Origin of the sequence: Sphaerotilus sp., from assembly GCF_034519685.1 — a bacterium.
Classification (GTDB): Bacteria; Pseudomonadota; Gammaproteobacteria; order Burkholderiales; family Burkholderiaceae_C; genus Sphaerotilus.
In genome coordinates, this window is sequence record NZ_JAXHOF010000006.1 from 1,836,666 (window position 1) to 1,855,614 (window position 18,949).

General features: G+C 65.4%; 18 protein-coding genes and 2 pseudogenes. 8 read left to right on the plus strand and 12 right to left on the minus strand.

The window, feature by feature from the left end:
- Position 1: 1 nt before the first annotated feature.
- Genes cybH through U5O44_RS19325 form a run of 4 tightly spaced genes read right to left on the minus strand, consistent with a single transcriptional unit; the run spans position 2 to position 4,333 of the window.
- A complete protein-coding gene (cybH, locus tag U5O44_RS19310; protein WP_322590022.1) occupies positions 2–739 on the minus strand; it encodes a Ni/Fe-hydrogenase, b-type cytochrome subunit in 738 nt (245 codons plus the stop codon).
- 11 nt (positions 740–750) lie between these two features.
- Positions 751–1,329, minus strand: coding sequence for a HupE/UreJ family protein (locus tag U5O44_RS19315; protein ID WP_322590023.1), 579 nt, complete (start codon positions 1,327–1,329; stop codon positions 751–753).
- 29 nt (positions 1,330–1,358) lie between these two features.
- Positions 1,359–3,215: a nickel-dependent hydrogenase large subunit gene (locus U5O44_RS19320; protein ID WP_322590024.1), complete on the minus strand. Its 1,857-nt coding sequence runs from the start codon at positions 3,213–3,215 to the stop codon at positions 1,359–1,361.
- A 38-nt stretch (positions 3,216–3,253) separates the two neighbouring features.
- Positions 3,254–4,333, minus strand: coding sequence for a hydrogenase small subunit (locus U5O44_RS19325; RefSeq protein WP_322590025.1), 1,080 nt, complete (start codon positions 4,331–4,333; stop codon positions 3,254–3,256).
- Between the two features lie 464 nt (positions 4,334–4,797).
- Here U5O44_RS19325 and U5O44_RS23120 point away from each other — a divergent pair.
- Positions 4,798–4,902: pseudogene (locus U5O44_RS23120) on the plus strand (IS701 family transposase); the annotation flags it as partial.
- Between the two features lie 52 nt (positions 4,903–4,954).
- Here U5O44_RS23120 and U5O44_RS19330 read toward each other — a convergent pair.
- On the minus strand, positions 4,955–5,890 hold the full coding sequence (locus tag U5O44_RS19330; RefSeq protein ID WP_322586820.1) for an IS5 family transposase: 936 nt from the start codon (positions 5,888–5,890) through the stop codon (positions 4,955–4,957).
- 199 nt (positions 5,891–6,089) lie between these two features.
- Between U5O44_RS19330 and U5O44_RS19335 the strand changes: the two genes are divergently transcribed.
- Together U5O44_RS19335 and U5O44_RS19340 are read left to right on the plus strand one after the other, a co-directional pair.
- A complete protein-coding gene (locus U5O44_RS19335) occupies positions 6,090–7,145 on the plus strand; it encodes an IS30 family transposase (RefSeq protein ID WP_322588856.1) in 1,056 nt (351 codons plus the stop codon).
- Positions 7,146–7,281: 136 nt separating this feature from the next.
- The gene (locus U5O44_RS19340) at positions 7,282–7,905 is read left to right on the plus strand and encodes an HNH endonuclease (protein ID WP_322590026.1); all 624 of its coding nucleotides are present in this window, start codon (positions 7,282–7,284) and stop codon (positions 7,903–7,905) included.
- Between the two features lie 130 nt (positions 7,906–8,035).
- On the opposite strand, the pseudogene U5O44_RS19345 reads toward U5O44_RS19340, so the two are convergent.
- The 5 genes and pseudogenes from U5O44_RS19345 to U5O44_RS19365 all read right to left on the minus strand — a co-directional run.
- Positions 8,036–8,890: pseudogene (locus U5O44_RS19345) on the minus strand (IS701 family transposase); the annotation flags it as partial.
- 123 nt (positions 8,891–9,013) lie between these two features.
- Positions 9,014–10,429: an IS66 family transposase gene (gene tnpC / locus U5O44_RS19350; protein ID WP_322586439.1), complete on the minus strand. Its 1,416-nt coding sequence runs from the start codon at positions 10,427–10,429 to the stop codon at positions 9,014–9,016.
- Between the two features lie 17 nt (positions 10,430–10,446).
- The gene (locus U5O44_RS19355; protein WP_322588856.1) at positions 10,447–11,502 is read right to left on the minus strand and encodes an IS30 family transposase; all 1,056 of its coding nucleotides are present in this window, start codon (positions 11,500–11,502) and stop codon (positions 10,447–10,449) included.
- A 316-nt stretch (positions 11,503–11,818) separates the two neighbouring features.
- Positions 11,819–12,211, minus strand: coding sequence for a type II toxin-antitoxin system VapC family toxin (locus tag U5O44_RS19360; RefSeq protein WP_322590028.1), 393 nt, complete (start codon positions 12,209–12,211; stop codon positions 11,819–11,821).
- Entirely contained in the window at positions 12,208–12,450 is a 243-nt protein-coding gene (locus U5O44_RS19365) for a FitA-like ribbon-helix-helix domain-containing protein (protein WP_322590029.1), read from the minus strand. The genes U5O44_RS19360 and U5O44_RS19365 overlap by 4 nt, the downstream gene beginning before the upstream one ends.
- A gap of 158 nt (positions 12,451–12,608) precedes the next feature.
- Between U5O44_RS19365 and U5O44_RS19370 the strand changes: the two genes are divergently transcribed.
- Positions 12,609–13,787 carry a PilT/PilU family type 4a pilus ATPase gene (locus U5O44_RS19370; RefSeq protein WP_322590534.1) on the plus strand — a complete coding sequence of 393 codons (1,179 nt, stop codon included), beginning with the start codon at positions 12,609–12,611 and terminating at the stop codon, positions 13,785–13,787.
- 24 nt (positions 13,788–13,811) lie between these two features.
- Here U5O44_RS19370 and U5O44_RS19375 read toward each other — a convergent pair whose 3' ends face one another.
- Positions 13,812–15,182, minus strand: coding sequence for a sensor histidine kinase (locus U5O44_RS19375; RefSeq protein ID WP_416222199.1), 1,371 nt, complete (start codon positions 15,180–15,182; stop codon positions 13,812–13,814).
- Positions 15,183–15,204: 22 nt separating this feature from the next.
- Positions 15,205–16,677, minus strand: coding sequence for a nickel-dependent hydrogenase large subunit (locus tag U5O44_RS19380; RefSeq protein WP_322590030.1), 1,473 nt, complete (start codon positions 16,675–16,677; stop codon positions 15,205–15,207).
- An 81-nt stretch (positions 16,678–16,758) separates the two neighbouring features.
- Between U5O44_RS19380 and U5O44_RS19385 the strand changes: the two genes are divergently transcribed.
- The 4 genes from U5O44_RS19385 (at position 16,759) to U5O44_RS19400 (ending at position 18,943) form a co-directional block, all read left to right on the plus strand.
- Entirely contained in the window at positions 16,759–17,130 is a 372-nt protein-coding gene (locus U5O44_RS19385) for a hypothetical protein (RefSeq protein WP_322590031.1), read from the plus strand.
- Between the two features lie 19 nt (positions 17,131–17,149).
- A complete protein-coding gene (locus U5O44_RS19390) occupies positions 17,150–17,725 on the plus strand; it encodes a DUF2242 domain-containing protein (RefSeq protein WP_322590032.1) in 576 nt (191 codons plus the stop codon).
- A gap of 63 nt (positions 17,726–17,788) precedes the next feature.
- Positions 17,789–18,040, plus strand: coding sequence for a hypothetical protein (locus U5O44_RS19395; RefSeq protein ID WP_322590033.1), 252 nt, complete (start codon positions 17,789–17,791; stop codon positions 18,038–18,040).
- Between the two features lie 183 nt (positions 18,041–18,223).
- Positions 18,224–18,943, plus strand: coding sequence for a class I SAM-dependent methyltransferase (locus tag U5O44_RS19400; protein WP_322590034.1), 720 nt, complete (start codon positions 18,224–18,226; stop codon positions 18,941–18,943).
- The last annotated feature ends 6 nt before the right edge of the window (positions 18,944–18,949 follow it).

Below are 18,949 nucleotides of genomic sequence, written 5' to 3' on the forward strand. Positions count from 1 at the left end.
GTCAGTCCTTGAAGGTCCGGTAGCCGGAGATCATCGTGCTGACGATGCTCTGGCGGCCCATGATGTCCTCGCGGATCGCGGCGTACACATGCAGCGTCACGAAGATCACCATGCCCCACATGCCCATGCGGTGCCAGGTGTGCACGTCCTGCGACTGGCCCATCAGCGGGATGACCCAGCCGAACATCCGCTCCTGCCACGACCCCATCTGCGCGCCTTCGCCGTAGAGGGCGAAGCCGGTGCAGACCATGAAGAGGGAGAACAGGAAGAAGCCGCAGAACATCGCCAGCCGCGCCATCGGGTTGTGGCCGACGTACTGGTTCGGGCGCGGCGAGAGGAAGGCGTACCACTTGAGCATGCTGACCACTTCGCGCCAGTACGCCGGCGTGAACACCGGCAGCGTGAACAGCTCGCGGGCGTGGTGGTTGCCGACGAACGCCCAGTAGATCCGCCCGAGCAGCCCGACCGCGAACACGTAGCCCGCGGCGAAGTGCGCGAAGCGGATGTAGCCCATCAGGAAATGGTCGCTGGCCTCGCCGGGCATCGTCGGCAGCGGCGCGCCGATGAAGTAGCCGGTGATGGCCAGCACGGTGATGGCCAGCGCGTTGACCCAGTGCCACAGGCGCACGGGCGCCTCGTAGACATAGACCGACTTGATCGACTGGCCGTGGGCGACGGCGTCGGTGTCGATGCCGGTGGCCGCGGCGGTGGCCGTCACGGCGGAGTGGTGGTTGCTCATGGCGAGCCCCTTCACACGCGGGTCAGCAGAACCAGGCCGGTCACGCCGACCCCCGCGCCAAGCAGCCGCCAGGCCACGCTTTGCAGGCGCAGCATCGCGTGCCCCAGGCCCAGGCCCGCGCTGTGCAGCAGCGCGGTCGTGGCCAGGAAGCCGAGCGCATAGCCGACGAAGCCTCCACCGGCAGGCAGTTCGGCGCCGTGGGCCAGCCCGTGCATCAGCGCGGCCAGTCCCACCAGCACCAGGCCGCCGCGGGCCGGAATCCGCTGGACGAACGCCAGCATCGCGCCGAAGACGACCACGCTCAGCGCGATCAGCGCCTCGGTGCCCGGCAGCACCAGCCCGGCGGCGCCCGCCAGCGCGCCGGCCAGCAGCGCGGCCATGAAAGTAGCGGGCCCCGTGATCCGTTGGCCGATCGGCAGTGCCGCCGCCGACCAGACGCCCACGGCGACCATCGCCAGCAGGTGGTCCAGGCCGAACGGGTGCGCCAGTCCGGAGAACAGCGTCTCGGTGCCGTGGCCGGTGTGGGCGCTGGCGCTGGTGGCGGCGGTGAGTGCCGCGAGGGCGCCCAGGGTGCGGAGGGTGGTTTTCATGGGAGGTCTCCTCGTGTGCATCGGGTGGTTCAGCGCACCTTGACGGTGGTGAGTTCCTGGCCGTCGGGGCTCATGACGTGGGTCGAGCAGGCCAGGCAGGGGTCGAACGAATGCAGCGTGCGCAGGATCTCGACCGGCTGCTCCGGGTTGACCATCGGCGTGTTCAGCAGGCTGGCCTCGAAGGCGCCGATCTGGCCCTTGGCGTCGCGCGGCGAGCCGTTCCAGGTGGTCGGCACGACGCACTGGTAGTTCTCGATCTTGCCGTCCTTGATCTTGATCCAGTGGCCCAGCATGCCGCGCGGCGCGGCAACCGTGCCCACGCCCTTGGCCTCCTTCGGCCACGTGGCGGGATCCCATTTCTCGACGTTGGCTGTGGCGGTGTCGCCGGCCTTCAGGTTGCCGATGAGCTGCTTGAAGTCGTCGTACATCATCTCGGCGGCGTACTGGCTTTCCAGCGCGCGGGCCAGCGTGCGGCCGATGGTGGTGGGCAGCAGTTGCTTGAGCGTGTAGTGCGTCTCCGGCAGGCCCAGCGCCTTCGGGATCGCGCTGTTGATCGCCACGGCGGCGCTGTCCACCTGCTCCTTGACGCGCTGGCAATGCTTGTTGCCCTTGCTGGCGTGGGCGTAGCCGAGGATGTAGCGCGACAGCGGCCCGACCTCCACCGCGTGGCCGCGCCAGCGCGGGGCCTTGATCCACGAGTATTTCGCGCCTTCGTCGATGTTCTCGATGTTGGTGCGGGTGCCCTTGGTGTTGGCGCCGAGCTGGTAGTTCGGCTCGGTCACGCCGTCCCAGGGGTGCAGGCCCTTGGTCTCGTCGCCGTATTTGTACCAACTGTGGGTGACGAACTCCTGCACCTGCTCCGGGTCGCGCGGGTCGATCGGGTGGATCTCGTCCCAGTTGCCGTTCAGGATCACGCCGCCGGGGAGCTGGTGCGTGCTGTGGTCGTAGGGCACCTTGTCATAGGTGCCGTAGTCGGCCACGTTCGTGGCGCTCAGACCACCGCCGTGCAGCCAGCCGGCCTGCTTGTAGAGCGTGCCGATGGCGAGCACGTCCGGGATGTAGACGTTGTTGTTGAACTCGATCATCTCCTTGATGCGCGCCTCGACGAAGTTCAGCCGCTCCATGTTGATGGGCGCCCCGGCCGCGCCGTTGCCGTCGAGGTTGATCGCGCACGGCACGCCGCCGACGAGGTAGTTCGGGTGCGGGTTCTTGCCGCCGAAGATGGCGTGGACCTTGACCCATTCCTTCTGCAGGTCGAGCGCTTCCAGGTAGTGCGTCACCGCCATCAGGTTCGCCTCGGGCGGCAGCACATACGCCTTCGAGCCCCAGTAGCCGTTCATGAACGGGCCGAGCTGGCCGGACTCGACGAACTTCTTCAGCCGGGTCTGGATGTCGCGGAAATAGCCCGGCGAGGACATCGGGTGCGATGGCGAGACCATCTGCTGCAGCGCGCTGGTCTGCTTCGGGTCGGCCTTGAGCGCGGAGAGGATGTCCACCCAGTCGAGCGCGTGCAGGTGGTAGAAGTGGACCGCGTGGTCGTGGACCTGCAGCGTCTTGGCCATCATCTCGCGGATCAGGTGCGCGTTCAGCGGGATCCTGATGCCGAGCGCGTCCTCCACGGCGCGCACGCTGGTCAGCGCGTGGCAGCCGGTGCAGACGCCGCAGATCCGCTCCACGAACGCCCAGGCGTCGCGCGGGTCGCGGCCCTTGAGGATGACTTCGAGGCCGCGCCACATCGTGCCGGTGGACACCGCGTTGCGGATGACGTTGTTGCTGTCGACGTTCACCTCGCAGCGCATGTGGCCTTCGATGCGGGTGACCGGGTCGACGACGATGCGCCGGCCGGTGTTGTCGAGCTGGAAGCCTTGGGTTTCGATGACGCCCATGATGTGTCTCTCTTCGTGTGTGAGGGTGGGGCGTGTGTTCAGGCCCGGGGTGCCGCGTCGTCGGGCTTGCTGGCCACGCGCTTGAGCACCGAGACGGCGGCGTGCGCCGCGACCGCGGCGCCGACGACGCCGGCCGCCGTGCCGCCGATCTGGTCGGCGGTGCCTTCGACGCCGAACTGGTGGATCGTGGTCAGGCGGTCGTAGAACGAGCCCTTGTCCCAGAAACCGTCCTCACTGCAGCCGATGCAGCCGTGGCCGGCCTTGATCGGGAAGCTGGTGCCCTCGTTCCACTGCACGGTGGAACAGGCGTTGTAGGTGGTCGGGCCCTTGCAGCCGACCTTGTAGAGGCAATACCCCTTGCGGGCGTACTCGTCGTCGAAACTCTCGACAAACTGGCCGGCGTCGAAGTGCGGACGGCGGTAGCACTTGTCGTGGATGCGCTGGCTGTAGAACATCTTCGGCCGACCCTGGCGATCCAGTTCGGGGATCTTGTCGAAGGTCAGCATGTAGGTGATCACGCCGGTCATCACCTCGGCGATCGGCGGGCAGCCGGGCACCTTGATGATGGGCTTGTCGGTGATGACCTTGTGGATCGGGGTGGCCTGCGTCGGGTTCGGCTTGGCGGCCTGGACGCAGCCCCACGATGCGCACGAACCCCAGGCGATGATGGCCTTGCAGTCCTTGGCGACGCGCTTGAGTTTCTCGATGAAGGGTTTGCCGGACTGGATGCAGAACATCCCGTCCTCATTGAGCGGCGGGTTGCCCTCGACGGCCAGGATGTAGTTGCCTTTGTATTTCTCGATGATCTCGTCGAGGATGGCCTCGGCCTGGTGGCCGGCGGCGGCCATCAGCGTGTCGTCGTAGTCGAGCGAGATCATCGACAGCACGACATCCTTGGCCAGCGGATGCGCCGAGCGGATGAACGACTCCGAGCAGCAGGTGCATTCCAGCCCGTGCAGCCACAGCACGGGCGTGCGCGGCTTGGTTTCCATCGCCTGCGCGATCTGCGGCACGAACGCGGGGCCGAGGCCGAGCGATGTGGCGGTGAGCGAGCAGTATTTCAGCAGGCTGCGGCGCGAGATGCCTTGGCGCCGCATCACCTCGTAGAACGTTTCCATGTGGGGGTCTCCTCGGATCGATGTGGGAGACCAGACACAAGTCGCGTGCCTGCGCGGCGGCCTATCCGGGAAAGTCCGGGCGGCGCGTGCAAGTGCTTGTCAGCGTTGAGGTTTTCGTGATGGATTGACTGAGGTCATGGAACAGATGATCAGGATGCGGAAGATGTTCGCCCACTTTGAATGCTCTAGTGGAAGCTTGAATTCCACTTTGTTTTGCATCAATATAAACTAGGCTTAGAGCGTTAAAGATGCACGGTATTTTGTCTGGTGCTTGTAGATGATAGGTTGCACAATTAGGACTTACGCAAAAGAAACTTTCAAACTCAACTGAGTTTTGAGTGCCATATTCTGATCCATGGATTGATCCGGCACCCGATGTGCACTGAAATATCTTGTTTCAACTGGCTGTTCGGATTCATTAAATATGCCTACAATTGGCTTGCCTCAACTCAACAGGAGCCATGATGAAGCCGACAAGACGCGACTACTGTCAGTTTCTGATCTCCACCCAGACCAACTATACCCAAACCTACTTCGCCGACCATCACCCGCATTTCTCGCATGACGCGGCTTTGTTGCACAACTCCGCCGAAGCCGAGTTTCCCCTGACCCCAGACGGAGTTACGCCACAGCCTGCGTCACCGGGGTGCCCAGGTGGGTGAAGCGGTTGAGCACCGCAGCCCGCACCTGCAGCTCCACCACCTGACGCTCGAAGGTGCGCGCCATCACCCGCTCGCCCAGCAGCTTGAAGCAGCGCATCTTCGTCTCCACCAGCGAGCGCCGGTGGTAGCCGCTCCACTTCTTCCAGATCCCCCGGCCCAGCCGGTTCGTCGCCCGCAGTATCTCGTTGCGCGCCGCCGCCCCCGGCCGCTTGGCCTTCCACGGCTGCGCGTTCTTGCGCGTCGGAATCACCGCCTCGGCTCCCCGCTCGGCGATCGCGTCGTGGCAGTCCTGCGTGTCATACGCCCCGTCCCCGCTCACCGACAGCACCGCCTCCTCGTCCGGAATCTGGCTGAGCAGCTCCGGCAGCATCGGCGCATCCCCCACGCTGTTGTCCGTCACCTCGATCGCCCGGATCTCCAGCGTCTGGGCGTCGATCCCCAGGTGAACCTTGCGCCACTGCCTGCGGTACTCCGCCCCGTGTTTCTTGGTCTTCCACTCGCCCTCGCCCAGCATCTTGATCCCCGTGGAATCCACCAGCAGGTGCAGCCCGCCCCGGCTCGGCCGCGCCGTGATCTCCACCGTCAGCCGCTTCTCGCGCCGGCTCATCGTGCTGTAGTCCGGTGCCTGCCAGTCCAGCCCCGACAGCCCCAGCACGCTCTGCACGAACCCCTGCGTCTGGCGCAGCGCCAGTCCGAACAGCACCTTCATCGTCAGGCAGCACTGCACCGCCGCGTCGCTGTACGTCGCCGGTCGCCCCGGCTTGCCGCTGACCGGCGCAGCCTGCCACGCCATGTCCCGGTCCAGCCACATCGTCAGCGAGCCCCGCGCCCTCAGCGCCTTCGTGTACGGCGCCCAGTTCTTCGTCACGTACTTCTGCTTTGCTGGCTTGCTCATCCTGTCAGCCTACCTCACCGCTCGACCATCGGCCGGCGGGGTGGGTTGTGCAACAAAGCCCCAGAGACATGAGGACGAATATCTACAGCATCAAGAAGGCGATGATGTCGAATTACATGCGGCAGGAAATAGCTCGACCGTCAGTGGGCACGCTCTAAACTGAAGTGCAACACGGCAATGAAAACAACAGGTTGAGCCAATGGGACAAGAGTATTCAAGCCTGAGTCTGGAAGAGCGCACGCAGCTTGGGCTGCTGGTCACGCAGAAGCTGACGCAGCGACAGATCGCCGTGCAACTGGGGCGTTCGGCCTCGACGATCAGCCGGGAGCTGGCGCGAAATCGACACCCGAAGCGGGGCTACCTGGTGGCGACTGCGCAGCAACAGGCCGCCCGGCGCCGGGTGCAGGCCAAGGCCGGGGTGCGCAAGCTCGGCCAGCAGTTCGACACGCCGCTGGGCAAGTGGGTGCGCCACGAGCTTGAGCGGGCCTTGTCACCCGAACAGATCGCAGGCAGGCTCAAGCTGATGAACCCCGAAGACACGACGCAGCGCGTCTCGCACGAGACAATCTACCAGGCGATCTACATGGTGCCGCGTGGCGAGCTGCGCACCGAGTTGATCGGGGAGCTGCGGCGCAGCCACACCAAGCGCATGCCGCGTGCGCGGGGCACCAGCCGCAAGGGCGGCAACATCGCCAACCTCGTGCCGCTGAGCGAGCGCCCCGCAGAGGTGGACGCCCGGCTGGTGCCCGGCCACTGGGAGGGCGACTTCATCAAGGGGGCTCGCAACGCCAGCGCCATCGGCACCGCCGTGGAACGCCACAGCCGCTTCGTGCTGCTGACCCAGATGAATGGCTGCACCGCCACCCACGCCCTCGACGGCTTCACCCGGCGCTTCAACGGCGTCATCCCCGAGCTGCGCAGGAGCTTCACCTACGACCGCGGTTCGGAGATGGCCCGCCACCTGGAGCTGACCGAGGCCACCGGCATGCCGGTCTTCTTCTGCGAGCCCTACAGCCCCTGGCAGCGCGGCTCCAACGAGAACATGAATGGCCTGGTGCGCCAGTTCCTGCCCAAGGGCACTGACCTGTCCACCGTCACCCCGCAGAAGCTCGCCTACATCGAGTCCATGCTCAATGACCGCCCTCGCAAGATCCTCGGCTTCCGTACTCCTCGCGAGGTCTACACCGAACTCGTCCAGACAAAACTCGCCCAGCGGCAGGCGCTTGCCGCCAAAACTGTTGCACTTCAGACTTGACTCCGCCGTGCCGATGGCGTACATTTGAGATGGCTACAAAAGTCCAAGCTCTGTGCTAACTGAGTTCAACTTGCGTAAGTCCTAACAATATAAGGGTTGATTTATTTGTGCGCAATTAATGTAGTGGGAGTTTTGTATGACGAAATGGGATCCAGAGAAAGTATCAAAAGATAGTATCTTTCGTGCCGCATTGATCTGGGATGAGGCGGGATATAGGAATTTTAGGAATTCAAAGTTCTATGATGTGATCATTGATGGTAAGCCGTATCCTCCGAAAGCCATTTGTAGTTGTGCGTATGAGTTGTCGACGGGAATATTGATTGCGACTGAAGATTATGGCGGTGCAAAGGAAGGTACTTTTCATCGCCGACTCAAGGATTTGGGGTTTTTGATTGTTGAAAAAAGATCTTCTGAGAAGTTTTATGATGAAGTTTGTTTAAATATGAGGTTGAGTTCGCAAGAGCGTTTGAAATTAATTGCAAAAAACCATGGAGGTCCACCGCAAAAAACTTTGACACAGGTTTATAGGTATGTGAGAAGTTCTTTGGTTGTTGCGGAAAGACTTTTTCTGGCGAATGGAAAATGTGAGGAGTGTGGAAAGAAAGCTCCATTCAAAAGGAAGAAAGATGGTTCCCCATACTTGGAGGTCCATCACATAAAGCCGCTTTCCAGGAATGGGTTGGATACTGTTGAAAATACTAAAGCTGTATGCCCGAACTGTCATTGTGAAATTCATGATCTTATGGGTGTTGATATTTAGGGGGTGCGCAATTAAATTTTTAATAAGCGGGTTCACAGAAGTTCTTGATCTATCTTGACTGATTAACATCAATGTAGGACTTACGCAAGTTGAACTCAGTTAGCACAGAGCTTGGACTTTTGTAGCCATCTCAAATGTACGCCATCGGCACTGACGGTCGAGCTATTTCCTGCCGCATGTAATTCGACATCATCGCCTTCTTGATGCTGTAGATATTCGTCCTCATGTCTCTGGCCAGCGCGGACAGATGGTTCCACGCCAAGATGACACAGGCAATGTGATTCCTCTGCGCCCTGGCAGATCGACACTGGCATTTCTCCATGCCCAGCACCTGCTTGACCTCCCGGTGATACTGCTCGATCTTCCACCTGATCGCGCAGATCTCTCGCGTGTCGTCCACCGAAGTCTGTTCCAGATCATTGGTCACCACCCATTCCGTGCGACCGTTTCCCGTCGCCACCCGAAACAGCTTGACCTTGAGGCTGCCTGGAAACTTGTTCACCTTGACGAGCTTGCCGTGCGCGGCGCCTTGGTCGCTCCACTGCAACTCACTGACGGCCTGATAGGGCGCCTGCGCCTGACTGTCATCGACCAGGCGATTGCTCTTGAGCGGGCAGTAGAAGATCTTGCCCGCACGATGGATGTGCACCATCAGCTCCTTGGTGGCGTACCAGGAGTCCATCAGCACCACGCGGAATGGCAGCTTCTTGCCCGTCATGGCCTCGTCGAACATCTCCTGGACGTGCTGGAGCTTGGTCTTGTGGTCCACCTGCGGGGCGAACACTCGCCAGTCGATGATCCAGTAGCGACCGCTGCGGGGGTTGACGTACAAGCAGTTGACCACACCGATGCCCTTGATCAGGCCATGGGCATTGCCGCTGTACTGCCGCCGCACCAGCTCGATCGCATGGGAGTGGTTCTTGTCCGAGACGCTGTCGTCGAACAGCAAGAAAGCGTTCGGATCAGGTTCGATGGATTTCTCCACCGTACGTATTCAGCCCCCCGGTATTGACACCCGCAAAGCCCTGGGCACGCCGCGTCGAGAAGGACGCAGCGCGAGTTCGAAGATGACCTGAAGGACCGCAGGACCGAGCCTGCGGCCACGCACTCAGCCCGAGGGCACCAGCGAGGGCGCCAGACCACCGGTGAAGTGCGCCTGCATCGCCTGACGCAGATACGCCAGCGCATCACGGCCCTGGCGCTTGCAGCTCTCCACCACCGTGTAGCCCCGGGCGATGAACTCCTCGCCCCGGCGTGATCGCGTCAGCCCCGAGATCTTGCGCTTGAGCACGATGGTGCGCAGCGCCTGCTCGGCGGCGTTGTTGGTCGGCGGCACGGCCGCGTCGCTCACGAACGTCCACAGCGCCGGCCAGAGCTTGAGCACGTTGGCGCAGGTCAGTGCGGTGCGCTGGCAGGCGCCGGCGATGCCGCGCTCCAGCGCCCGGCGCACGTGGTGCTGCACCTGCGCCATCTGCGCGGCGACCTGCTGGTCCTTGCGGTGCCAGCGCCGGAACAGCACATAGCCCAGCCCCAGCAGTCGGCGCCCGATCCGTCCGGCCTGCCCCGCACGTTGACTGATGCGCGTGAAGTCCCGCAGCAGGTGCGCCCAGCACACCTGCCGCTGCGCGGCGTCCACCCAGTCGTACACCGCATAGCGGTCCGTGACCAGCTTGGCCTTCGGGCTCTCGCCCAGCATCTCCTTGGCCACGTAGCGCGCCCGCGAAGACCAGAGCTGGTACACCACCAGCTTGGGCTGCGTCACCGTCCACACCCAGTGCCGCCCCGCGCCTTCTCGCGCGTAGCTGGTCTCGTCCACATGCACCACCGGCGCTGCGGCCAGCGTCTTCACCGCCGCCTGCACCGGCTCCTTCAACGCCTGCGCCACCAGCCCGTGCGCCTGCGAGATCGCCCCCACGCTGAACCGCACCCCCAGCACCTGCGCCAGCAGATCCCGGATCTTGGGCTGCGTCAGGTGGTACGCCGTGCCCAGCAGCCCCACCAGGGCCAGCGCCCTCGGCCCGATCTGTCCGCGCGGCACCCCCGCCGGCAACACCGATGCGTGTGTCTTGCGGCAGTGCCCGCACACCCCGTGGTACAGCCGGTACTCCTGCACCTCGGCCTTCACCTGTGCCGGCACGTCGAACACCTGGTGCCGTATCGGCCGCCCCGCCGCCACCGGACCGCCACACTCGCATGCCGCAGGCGGCGGGCAGTCGTGGATCACGTCCACCTCGGACTCCGCCAGCAGCGCCCGGTACGTGCCCTTGTGCCCAGGCTGCGCGCCCCGCACCCGGCCGCTGGTCCGGCGTTGTGCCCGGTTGCCGCTGTCCCCCGGCCCGTCCGACGATGGCGGCTTCGACGAGTTGCGTGAGTTCAGCTTCTTGTCCAGCAGCGCACTGACCTGCTCGCGCAGCTTCGCCAGCTCCTGCCCCATCTGCTCGATCACCGCGTGGCATTGCTCCAGCGTCTCGGGCTTGTTCGGCACTGCGGTGGCCTCACGGCCAGGGGCTTCGGGTTGGTCCATCCCAGCACTCGGCGGAGTCAAGTCTGAAGTGCAACAGTTTTGGCGGCAAGCGCCTGCCGCTGGGCGAGTTTTGTCTGGACGAGTTCGGTGTAGACCTCGCGAGGAGTACGGAAGCCGAGGATCTTGCGAGGGCGGTCATTGAGCATGGACTCGATGTAGGCGAGCTTCTGCGGGGTGACGGTGGACAGGTCAGTGCCCTTGGGCAGGAACTGGCGCACCAGGCCATTCATGTTCTCGTTGGAGCCGCGCTGCCAGGGGCTGTAGGGCTCGCAGAAGAAGACCGGCATGCCGGTGGCCTCGGTCAGCTCCAGGTGGCGGGCCATCTCCGAACCGCGGTCGTAGGTGAAGCTCCTGCGCAGCTCGGGGATGACGCCGTTGAAGCGCCGGGTGAAGCCGTCGAGGGCGTGGGTGGCGGTGCAGCCATTCATCTGGGTCAGCAGCACGAAGCGGCTGTGGCGTTCCACGGCGGTGCCGATGGCGCTGGCGTTGCGAGCCCCCTTGATGAAGTCGCCCTCCCAGTGGCCGGGCACCAGCCGGGCGTCCACCTCTGCGGGGCGCTCGCTCAGCGGCACGAGGTTGGCGATGTTGCCGCCCTTGCGGCTGGTGCCCCGCGCACGCGGCATGCGCTTGGTGTGGCTGCGCCGCAGCTCCCCGATCAACTCGGTGCGCAGCTCGCCACGCGGCACCATGTAGATCGCCTGGTAGATTGTCTCGTGCGAGACGCGCTGCGTCGTGTCTTCGGGGTTCATCAGCTTGAGCCTGCCTGCGATCTGTTCGGGTGACAAGGCCCGCTCAAGCTCGTGGCGCACCCACTTGCCCAGCGGCGTGTCGAACTGCTGGCCGAGCTTGCGCACCCCGGCCTTGGCCTGCACCCGGCGCCGGGCGGCCTGTTGCTGCGCAGTCGCCACCAGGTAGCCCCGCTTCGGGTGTCGATTTCGCGCCAGCTCCCGGCTGATCGTCGAGGCCGAACGCCCCAGTTGCACGGCGATCTGTCGCTGCGTCAGCTTCTGCGTGACCAGCAGCCCAAGCTGCGTGCGCTCTTCCAGACTCAGGCTTGAATACTCTTGTCCCATTGGCTCAACCTGTTGTTTTCATTGCCGTGTTGCACTTCAGTTTAGAGCGTGCCAGGCAAGCCAATTGTAGGCATATTTAATGAATCCGAACAGCCAGTTGAAACAAGATATTTCAGTGCACATCGGGTGCCGGATCAATCCATGGATCAGAATATGGCACTCAAAACTCAGTTGAGTTTGAAAGTTTCTTTTGCGTAAGTCCTACAATGAAATCAATGATTTAGCGAAATTTTAAGGTGAAGAGCTTCCATGGGTACGCTCAGAGAGCGTATGCCGGTGAGGTGCAAAATACGACATCGTTTTCCTCGATCCGTGCTCATCTTGATATTCCGACTGCAATCATCGGGAACGCCCGCAGCACCTTCCCATCCATCGTCACCAGCGGCACCCCCAGCCGCTGCGCCAGCACCACGAACTCGCAGTCATACGCGCTGCACTGGCTCTCGCTGACCAGCCGGAGCACGGATTCCGAGTCGATTTCGTATTCACGGCCATTCAGCAAGCGCTCAGCGGCGGTCTGCAGCGACAGCGCCTGATCGAACGTCAGGTTGCCGCGCCGCAGATAGCCGGCGAGCAGGTTCCTGAACTCGCTGCGCCACAACACCGGCGCGGCCCAGTCGCTGTCCCGCGCATACAGCGCCTCGGCGGCCGGCGTGAATTCGCTGGGCAGGAAGAAATAGGCCAGGATGTTGGTATCGACGACGATCACGGCCGCCCCTCGCGCTTGAGCGTGTCCACGTCTTCGGCCGTCACCGTGAAATTCAGGCTGGCGCGCAGTTCCCGGATGCGACTCAGTTGTTCGTCCGGGCTCACCCGCCGTGGCAACAGTACCGTCTCCAGGCACACGATCGCCTCGCTGTTCATGCTGCGCCGGTGCGCCTCGGCGGCGGCACGCAGGCGGTCATAGATGGCGTCGGGGATGTTCTTCAGGGTCAAGGTCGCCGGCATGTGAAGCTCCATGGGTGGTTCCAATATGGTTCCATTATGGATCGCGCCGCTCTCCACCGCCTTATCCGCCGATCCCATCCCTGACCCCGCTGGCAACCTCCCGGCTGCGCTGCGGCGGTGTGCCCCAGCCCCTCATGTGATGGAGCACCATGTCCGCCCTGACTGAAGAACAAGCCCGCACGTACATGCACAAGCTGCTGGCCGCGATGGTGCGCGCCGGGGGATCGGACCTGTTCATCGCCACCGACTTCCCGCCGAGCATCAAGTCGCACGGCAGCATGCAGCCGCTGACCTCCCAGAAGCTCAACGCGGACACCACGCACCGGCTCGCCCAGGCGCTGATGAACGACACCCAGCGCGCCGAGTTCGCGGCGGAGATGGAGTGCAACTTCGCCATCTCGGTCCCCGGCGTGTCGCGGTTCCGGGTCAATGTCTACATCCAGCAGCAGAGCGTCAGCATGGTGATCCGCACCATCGCGTCGGAAATCCCGAACATCGACAAGCTCAAGCTGCCGCCCAAGCTCAAGGACGTGGTGATGGACAAGCGCGGTCTGGTGCTGGTCGTGGGTGCCACCGGGTCGGGCAAGTCGACCACGCTGGCCGCGATGATCGACCACCGCAACCGCGAGTCCGCCGGCCACATCATCACCGTCGAAGACCCGGTCGAGTATGTCCACGCCTCGCGCAAGTCGCTGGTCACCCACCGCGAGGTGGGCGTGGACACCAAGTCGTGGCACCACGCGCTGAAGAACACGCTGCGCCAGGCGCCCGACGTGATCCTGATCGGCGAGATCCGCGACGCCGAGACGATGGAGCACGCGATCGCCTTCGCCGAGACGGGCCACCTGTGCCTGGGCACGCTGCACGCCAACAGCGCCAGCCAGACCATCGAGCGCATCATCAACTTCTTCTCCGAGGAGCGGCGCGCGCAACTGCTGATGGACCTGTCCGCCAACCTGCGCGCCATCGTCTCCCAGCGCCTGATCCGCCGCGAGGACGGCCACGGTCGGGCGGCGGCGATCGAGATCCTGCTCAACACGCCGACCATCGCCGACCGCATCTTCAAAGGCGAGTTCAACGAGATCAAATCGGTCATGGCCCGCTCGCGCGAGCTGGGCATGTGTACCTTCGACGCGGCCTTGTACGAGCTGTACAACGAGGGCTTGATCAGCTTCGACGACGCGCTGCGCAATGCCGATTCCGCCAACGAGCTGCGCCTGCAGATCAAGCTCAAGAGCCACCGCGGCGAGCCGCCGTCCTCGGCCTTCATGTCGCTGGACTTCGAAAAGGAACCGACGCCGGCTGAACCCGAGCCCACCGCGGCGGGGGGGCGTTGAGGGGCGGTTCTGGTTATTCGCCGGTCATGTCGCCGGCAGTTCCACCACGAACTCCGCCCCGCCATCCAGCCCATTCCCCGCGAGTAGGCGCCCCCCATGTTGCTCGACGATCCCATAGCTGATCGACAGCCCCAGCCCCGTCCCCTTGCCGACCGGCTTGGTCGTGAAGAAGGGGTCGAACAGCCGCCCCAGGTGCTCGTCCGCGATGCCGGGGCCGTTGTCGCGGAAGGTCAGCCGGGCGGTTGCGCCGTCGAGCGTGCTGGTGATCCACAGCGTCGGCGGCGCGGCTCCGGCGCCGCTGGCGGCGTCCCAGGCGTTCTGGATCAGGTTGAGCATCACCTGCAGCAACTGGCCCGCGCTGCCCTGGACCGTCGCGTCCGGCCCCGGTGACCAGCGCACGTCGAAGCCCGGCGCCGTGCCCTTGCGTACCCAGTGGATCGCCTGCTCGACCACCTCGTTGAGCGCCACCGCGCCGCGCTCGCCCCGGTCCGCCGCCGAGAAGCGCTTGAGGCCCTGCACGATGTCGGCGGTGCGCTGCGCGCCTTCGAGCGTGCCCTCCATCAGCGAGGGCAAGTCGGCCAGCACATGGTCGATGCGCAGTTGCCGGCGCATCGGCGCGAGGTGGTCCACGGGCGTGCCGGCATGGATCTCGCCGAGGTAGCGCCGCAGCCGCTCGGTGTAGCGCTGCAGCGCATGCACGTTGCCGAGCACGAAGCTGATCGGGTTGTTCAGCTCGTGCGCCACGCCCGCCACCAGCCGGCCGAGCGAGGCCATCTTCTCGGAGTGCAGGAGCTGCTGCTGCGTGCGCTTGAGCGCCTCGTGCGCCTCGCGCAACTGGTGGTAGGCGCGCTTGAGTTCGCCCATCGGCCGCCCGACGAAGACCAGCCCGACGCGCCGCCCGCTGGCGTCGAGCCGCGGCGTGCAGTTGAAGTCCACCGGCACCGGCTGCCCGGCTGCGTCGCGCAGCTCGACCTCGATCACCGTGCCGCCGCGCTGCAGAGCGGGCGTGCTCATGGCGTGGCGGATGCGGGCCGCGCCGACCTCGTCCGCCATCAGCGACGTGACCGGTGCGCCGCGCAGCGCGTCGTCGCCGCGCCCGGTCAACTCGCACAGCGCGGCGTTGGTCTCCTCGATCTCGCCCGCGCTGTTGCAGGCCACCAGCACGTCGCTCATCGCGGTCAGCAGGCTGAAGATGAACTGCTGCGACTGCTCCAGCTGCGCGTTTTTCTCCTCCAGCGCGATCTCGTCGGCGACGAGCTGCGAGTAGACCTCGTCCATCTTGTGGATCACGTCCATCCAGGCGCTGTCGTCCACACCGTCCGGGCCATCCGCGCCGGGCAGCGCCGGGTCCGGCAGGCGGGAGAGGGAAGAGGGCGGACGTTCGCGATCGGGCATGGCGTGAGGCCGGGCGGGGTTGTCAATGCACCGTGCAGACCATGCACGGATCGAAGGAGCGCACGATGTGCTGCACCGACACCGGCGAGGTCTCGCCCGGCCGGACCGGCGCGCCTTCGAGCGCGGCCTCCAGCGCGCCGGGCGTGCCGCTGGCGTCGCGGGGCGAGAAGTTCCAGCTCGTCGGCGCGATGATCTGGTAGTGGGCCAGGCGCCCGCCGCGCACGCTGACCCAGTGGCCGAGCGCGCCGCGCGCCGCTTCGGTCAGGCCGACCCCTTCGCCCTCGTCCGGCAGCGGGGCGGCGTGGCAGAACGGCTCGCGCGGCACGATCGCCATCAGCCAGCGCTCCATCATCGGCACCACCCGCGCCAGCTCCACCAGCCGCGCCAGCACCCGCGTGTGAACCGTGCCGCCGACCCGCGCCACGGCGTCGCGCACCAGCGGCTGCCCGTCGGCGAGCTGGCGGGCGAGGGCGCCGGTCTCGACCACCTCGCCGGCCAGCCGCGGCGCCTTGTTCCAGGTGTAGGCGTCGGGCTTGTCGGCGTCGGGCAGCGTCAGGCCGCGGGCCGGGTGGCGCGCCGGCGCGCCGCCGTCCTCCAGCCAGGCGTGGGTCACGTCCTCGGTGATCGCCGACAGGTCGAGCGGCGCCAGCCGGCCCGTGTCGGCGCGCCACAGCCCGCGCGGGAAGGCCAGCGCGCCGTCCGGTTGCCGGTAGGCACCGTGGCTCAGGTAGCGCCCCGGCCCGACGCCGAGCGTGTCCAGCCCCAGGTCCGCCGAGATCGTCAGGAACGCGCGCAGGTCGCCGCCCATCGGCGCCTGGGCGTGCCACTGCTGCAGTTCGGCCTCGCTCGCCACCGCGCCGATGGCCTCCAGCGGCGCGCCGAACAGCGTGCGCTCCAGGAAGCCGCGGAACTCGCGCACCTTGGCCAGCAACCGCAGCCGCTCGGCCGCGTCGATCGCCCGTGCCGAGCCGCCGGGCTCGATGCTGCCGGTGTGCGGCCACTTGCCGCCGAGTGTGCCCAGCAGCGTGAACCAGCGCTGGCGGGCGGCGGTGGCCAGGCGGTGGTGATCGCCGGCGCCGTCCGGCGACAGCGCGGCGAAGCGGCGGCGTGCCTCGGCGTACCAGGGCCGCGTGGCGTAGACCTCGCGGGTGAAGTCCGGCAGGAAGAACAGGTAGAAGTGCGTCAGGTGGTCGGCCAGGTTCTCGCAGGCCAGCATCAGGTTGGTGGCCAGCAGCCCGTTCGGTGGCGGCGTGGTTCCGGCAAGATCAGCCAGCGCCTGCGCCGCCGCCACCGACTGCGACACCGAGCAGATGCCGCAGATCCGCGGCACGATCACCAGCGCGTCGTGCGCCGGGCGGCCGACCAGGATCTGCTCGAAGCCGCGGTACATCGGCGCCGAGACCTCGGCCGAGCGTACCCGGCCGTCGGCGAGGTCGAGCCGGACTTCGAGGTCGCCCTCGACGCGGTTGAAGGGGCCGACGATCAATCGGGTCATGGGCGGAGGCGGGGCGCGCGGGTCATGGGGCGCATTGTGCGATGTGGCATCATCCGGCGCCTTCAATTGAACCTCTCGCACATGGACCTGAAACTGCCCATCGTCATCATCGACGAGCTGTCCGACTCGATCATCAAGTCCACTGGGCTGCTGGACATGGCCAGCGGCGAGATCGGCAATGTCCGCTATGAGGACCATGACCTGGAGGCCGACGGTTTCCCCGCCCACGACGAGGACTACGAGTTCACCTCCGGCCTGCTGACCAACGGCAAGAAGGATGTCGAGTTCAGCATCACGGTGGACGTGATGGCCGCGCGCTACGCGGTCACGCCGAGCGAGCTGCTGGAGATCAAGAGCCGCGCCGCCAAGCTGTTCACCGCCGCGCCGGAATCTGCCACCCCGGAAAAGCCGGCCGCCAAGCCCCGTGCGGGCGGGCGTCGCCCGGCCCGCTGACGCAGGCAGACCGCCCGCCATGCTGCTGTCCGCACGCCGCTGTCTGCCAGGGGCGCTGCTGCTGGCGGCGGTCGCGCTGGGCGGGTGTGTGGGCGCGCCGAGCACGGCCAGCAAGTCCGCGAACCGCGTCTACCTGAACGAGGCCTTCGCCTCGACCGAGACCTTTTCGCGGGTGTTCACCAGCCCGGTGACCGGCACCTGCGAGGCTGCGCGCCGCGCGCTGCTGAGCCAGGGCTATGTCATCACCTCGGCCCGGTCGGATGCAGTCAACGGCCGCAAGAGCTTCCAGCCGGAGGCCGAGGTGCATGTGCAGATCGAGTTCCACATCGTCTGCGTGCCGGAGGTGACTCCGGCGGCCTCGGCCGCCAGCGATCCGCCCTCGACGATCGCCTTCGTCAACGCGGTGCAGGACCGCTATTCGCTGAAGAAGAACCCCAACTCGGCCAGCCTGGGCGTCAGCGCGATCGGTTCGCTGTCGCTGCCGGTGTCCTCCAGCGACGACTCGCTGGTCAAGGTGGCCAGCGAGACCATCCCAGCCGGGGCGTTCTACGACCGTTTCTTCAGCCTGATCGAGCGGTACCTGGACGCACCTTAGGGCGCGTGCCGAGGCCCGCCGGGCATGAATGGTGCTATGGTCCCCCAACGACTGGAGAGCACCATGACCGGTTCACGGGCCCCCTCCGCCCAGAAGGGACGGGACGTGCATGTGCAGCGAACGCACGAAGATCTGCTGCGGGCAGCGTTGCTGCCCACCGTCGAATTCCTCCGGCGACGACGGGCCGACTTGATCGACAGCGCGCTCATCGAGTCCTATGTGGCGCTGAACTGGATGGAATGGCATGGCGGCAGCCTGCGGCTCACGGTCACCGGGCGCAACATCTGCGCGCAACTGACTGTCCGCTCGAAATGACGGTCGGGTCTGCCAATTTGTCAAGATGACATTGCAAGAGTAAACTGCACGCTGGCGCTGCAAAGTCGTTTCGACTCTGCAGCGGTTTTGTTTTTGCGTCGCACTCGCCACTGGCGTGGGTGCCCATTCACTGGCCGTGTCCCTGTCTGTCGGGTCTCGGCGGCCCAAGAGGACACGCCCCGCATGCCGGGATACCTGCTCAAGCACGAGACCATCGCGGTGGTCGGTGCGGCGGCACTCAACATCCGTTCGTTGCTGGACCGTCAGCAGTTCTCCGACCCGGTGGGCGCAGCCGAAAGGCTGGGCATCTCGTCCGCTGCCTGGCCGCTGTTCGGGCTGGTGTGGCCGTCGGGGCTGCAACTGGCGGCGGCCATGGCCATCCGGCCGCTGCTGGCGTCCGAGCGCATCCTCGAAATCGGGTGTGGCCTGGGATTGGCCAGTCTGGTGATGCACCGGCGTGGCAGCGATGTCACCGCAAGCGACTGTCACCCTCTGGCGGGTGGTTTTCTGCGCGAGAATCTGAAGTTGAACGAACTGCCACCAATGCCGTATTGCCACGGGCATTGGGGGGCGCAGGAGGCGTCAACCGAGTTCGGGCCGAGCGTCGAGGGACTGTTCGACCTGATCATCGGCAGCGACGTGCTCTACGAGCGGGACGATGCAGGGGTGCTGTCGTCCTTCATCGGTCGCCACGGGGCTCCCGTGTGCGAGGTGATGATCATTGATCCCAACCGTGGCAACCGATCGCCGTTTCACCGCCGCATGGCGGCGATGGGTTATGCGCTGCACGAAACACCGATCTGCCGCCGCTTGTCGGCGACGGAGAGTGCGTACAGCGGCCGACTGCTGCACTACCGCCGGATCGCTTCGGCAACGGGCTCGCCTGTCGGGCTCGTGTCTTGATCCTGA

Bases quoted from the DNA above. Each gene is read 5' to 3' on its own strand.
- cybH (WP_322590022.1), bottom strand. From the start codon at position 739: ATGAGCAACCACCACTCCGCCGTGACGGCCACCGCCGCGGCCACCGGC.
- U5O44_RS19315 (WP_322590023.1), bottom strand. From the start codon at position 1,329: ATGAAAACCACCCTCCGCACCCTGGGCGCCCTCGCGGCACTCACCGCC.
- U5O44_RS19320 (WP_322590024.1), bottom strand. From the start codon at position 3,215: ATGGGCGTCATCGAAACCCAAGGCTTCCAGCTCGACAACACCGGCCGG.
- U5O44_RS19325 (WP_322590025.1), bottom strand. From the start codon at position 4,333: ATGGAAACGTTCTACGAGGTGATGCGGCGCCAAGGCATCTCGCGCCGC.
- U5O44_RS19330 (WP_322586820.1), bottom strand. From the start codon at position 5,890: ATGAGCAAGCCAGCAAAGCAGAAGTACGTGACGAAGAACTGGGCGCCG.
- U5O44_RS19335 (WP_322588856.1), top strand. From the start codon at position 6,090: ATGGGACAAGAGTATTCAAGCCTGAGTCTGGAAGAGCGCACGCAGCTT.
- U5O44_RS19340 (WP_322590026.1), top strand. From the start codon at position 7,282: ATGACGAAATGGGATCCAGAGAAAGTATCAAAAGATAGTATCTTTCGT.
- tnpC (WP_322586439.1), bottom strand. From the start codon at position 10,429: ATGGACCAACCCGAAGCCCCTGGCCGTGAGGCCACCGCAGTGCCGAAC.
- U5O44_RS19355 (WP_322588856.1), bottom strand. From the start codon at position 11,502: ATGGGACAAGAGTATTCAAGCCTGAGTCTGGAAGAGCGCACGCAGCTT.
- U5O44_RS19365 (WP_322590029.1), bottom strand. From the start codon at position 12,450: ATGCCGGCGACCTTGACCCTGAAGAACATCCCCGACGCCATCTATGAC.
- U5O44_RS19375 (WP_416222199.1), bottom strand. From the start codon at position 15,182: ATGCCCGATCGCGAACGTCCGCCCTCTTCCCTCTCCCGCCTGCCGGAC.
- U5O44_RS19380 (WP_322590030.1), bottom strand. From the start codon at position 16,677: ATGACCCGATTGATCGTCGGCCCCTTCAACCGCGTCGAGGGCGACCTC.
- U5O44_RS19385 (WP_322590031.1), top strand. From the start codon at position 16,759: ATGGACCTGAAACTGCCCATCGTCATCATCGACGAGCTGTCCGACTCG.
- U5O44_RS19390 (WP_322590032.1), top strand. From the start codon at position 17,150: ATGCTGCTGTCCGCACGCCGCTGTCTGCCAGGGGCGCTGCTGCTGGCG.
- U5O44_RS19395 (WP_322590033.1), top strand. From the start codon at position 17,789: ATGACCGGTTCACGGGCCCCCTCCGCCCAGAAGGGACGGGACGTGCAT.
- U5O44_RS19400 (WP_322590034.1), top strand. From the start codon at position 18,224: ATGCCGGGATACCTGCTCAAGCACGAGACCATCGCGGTGGTCGGTGCG.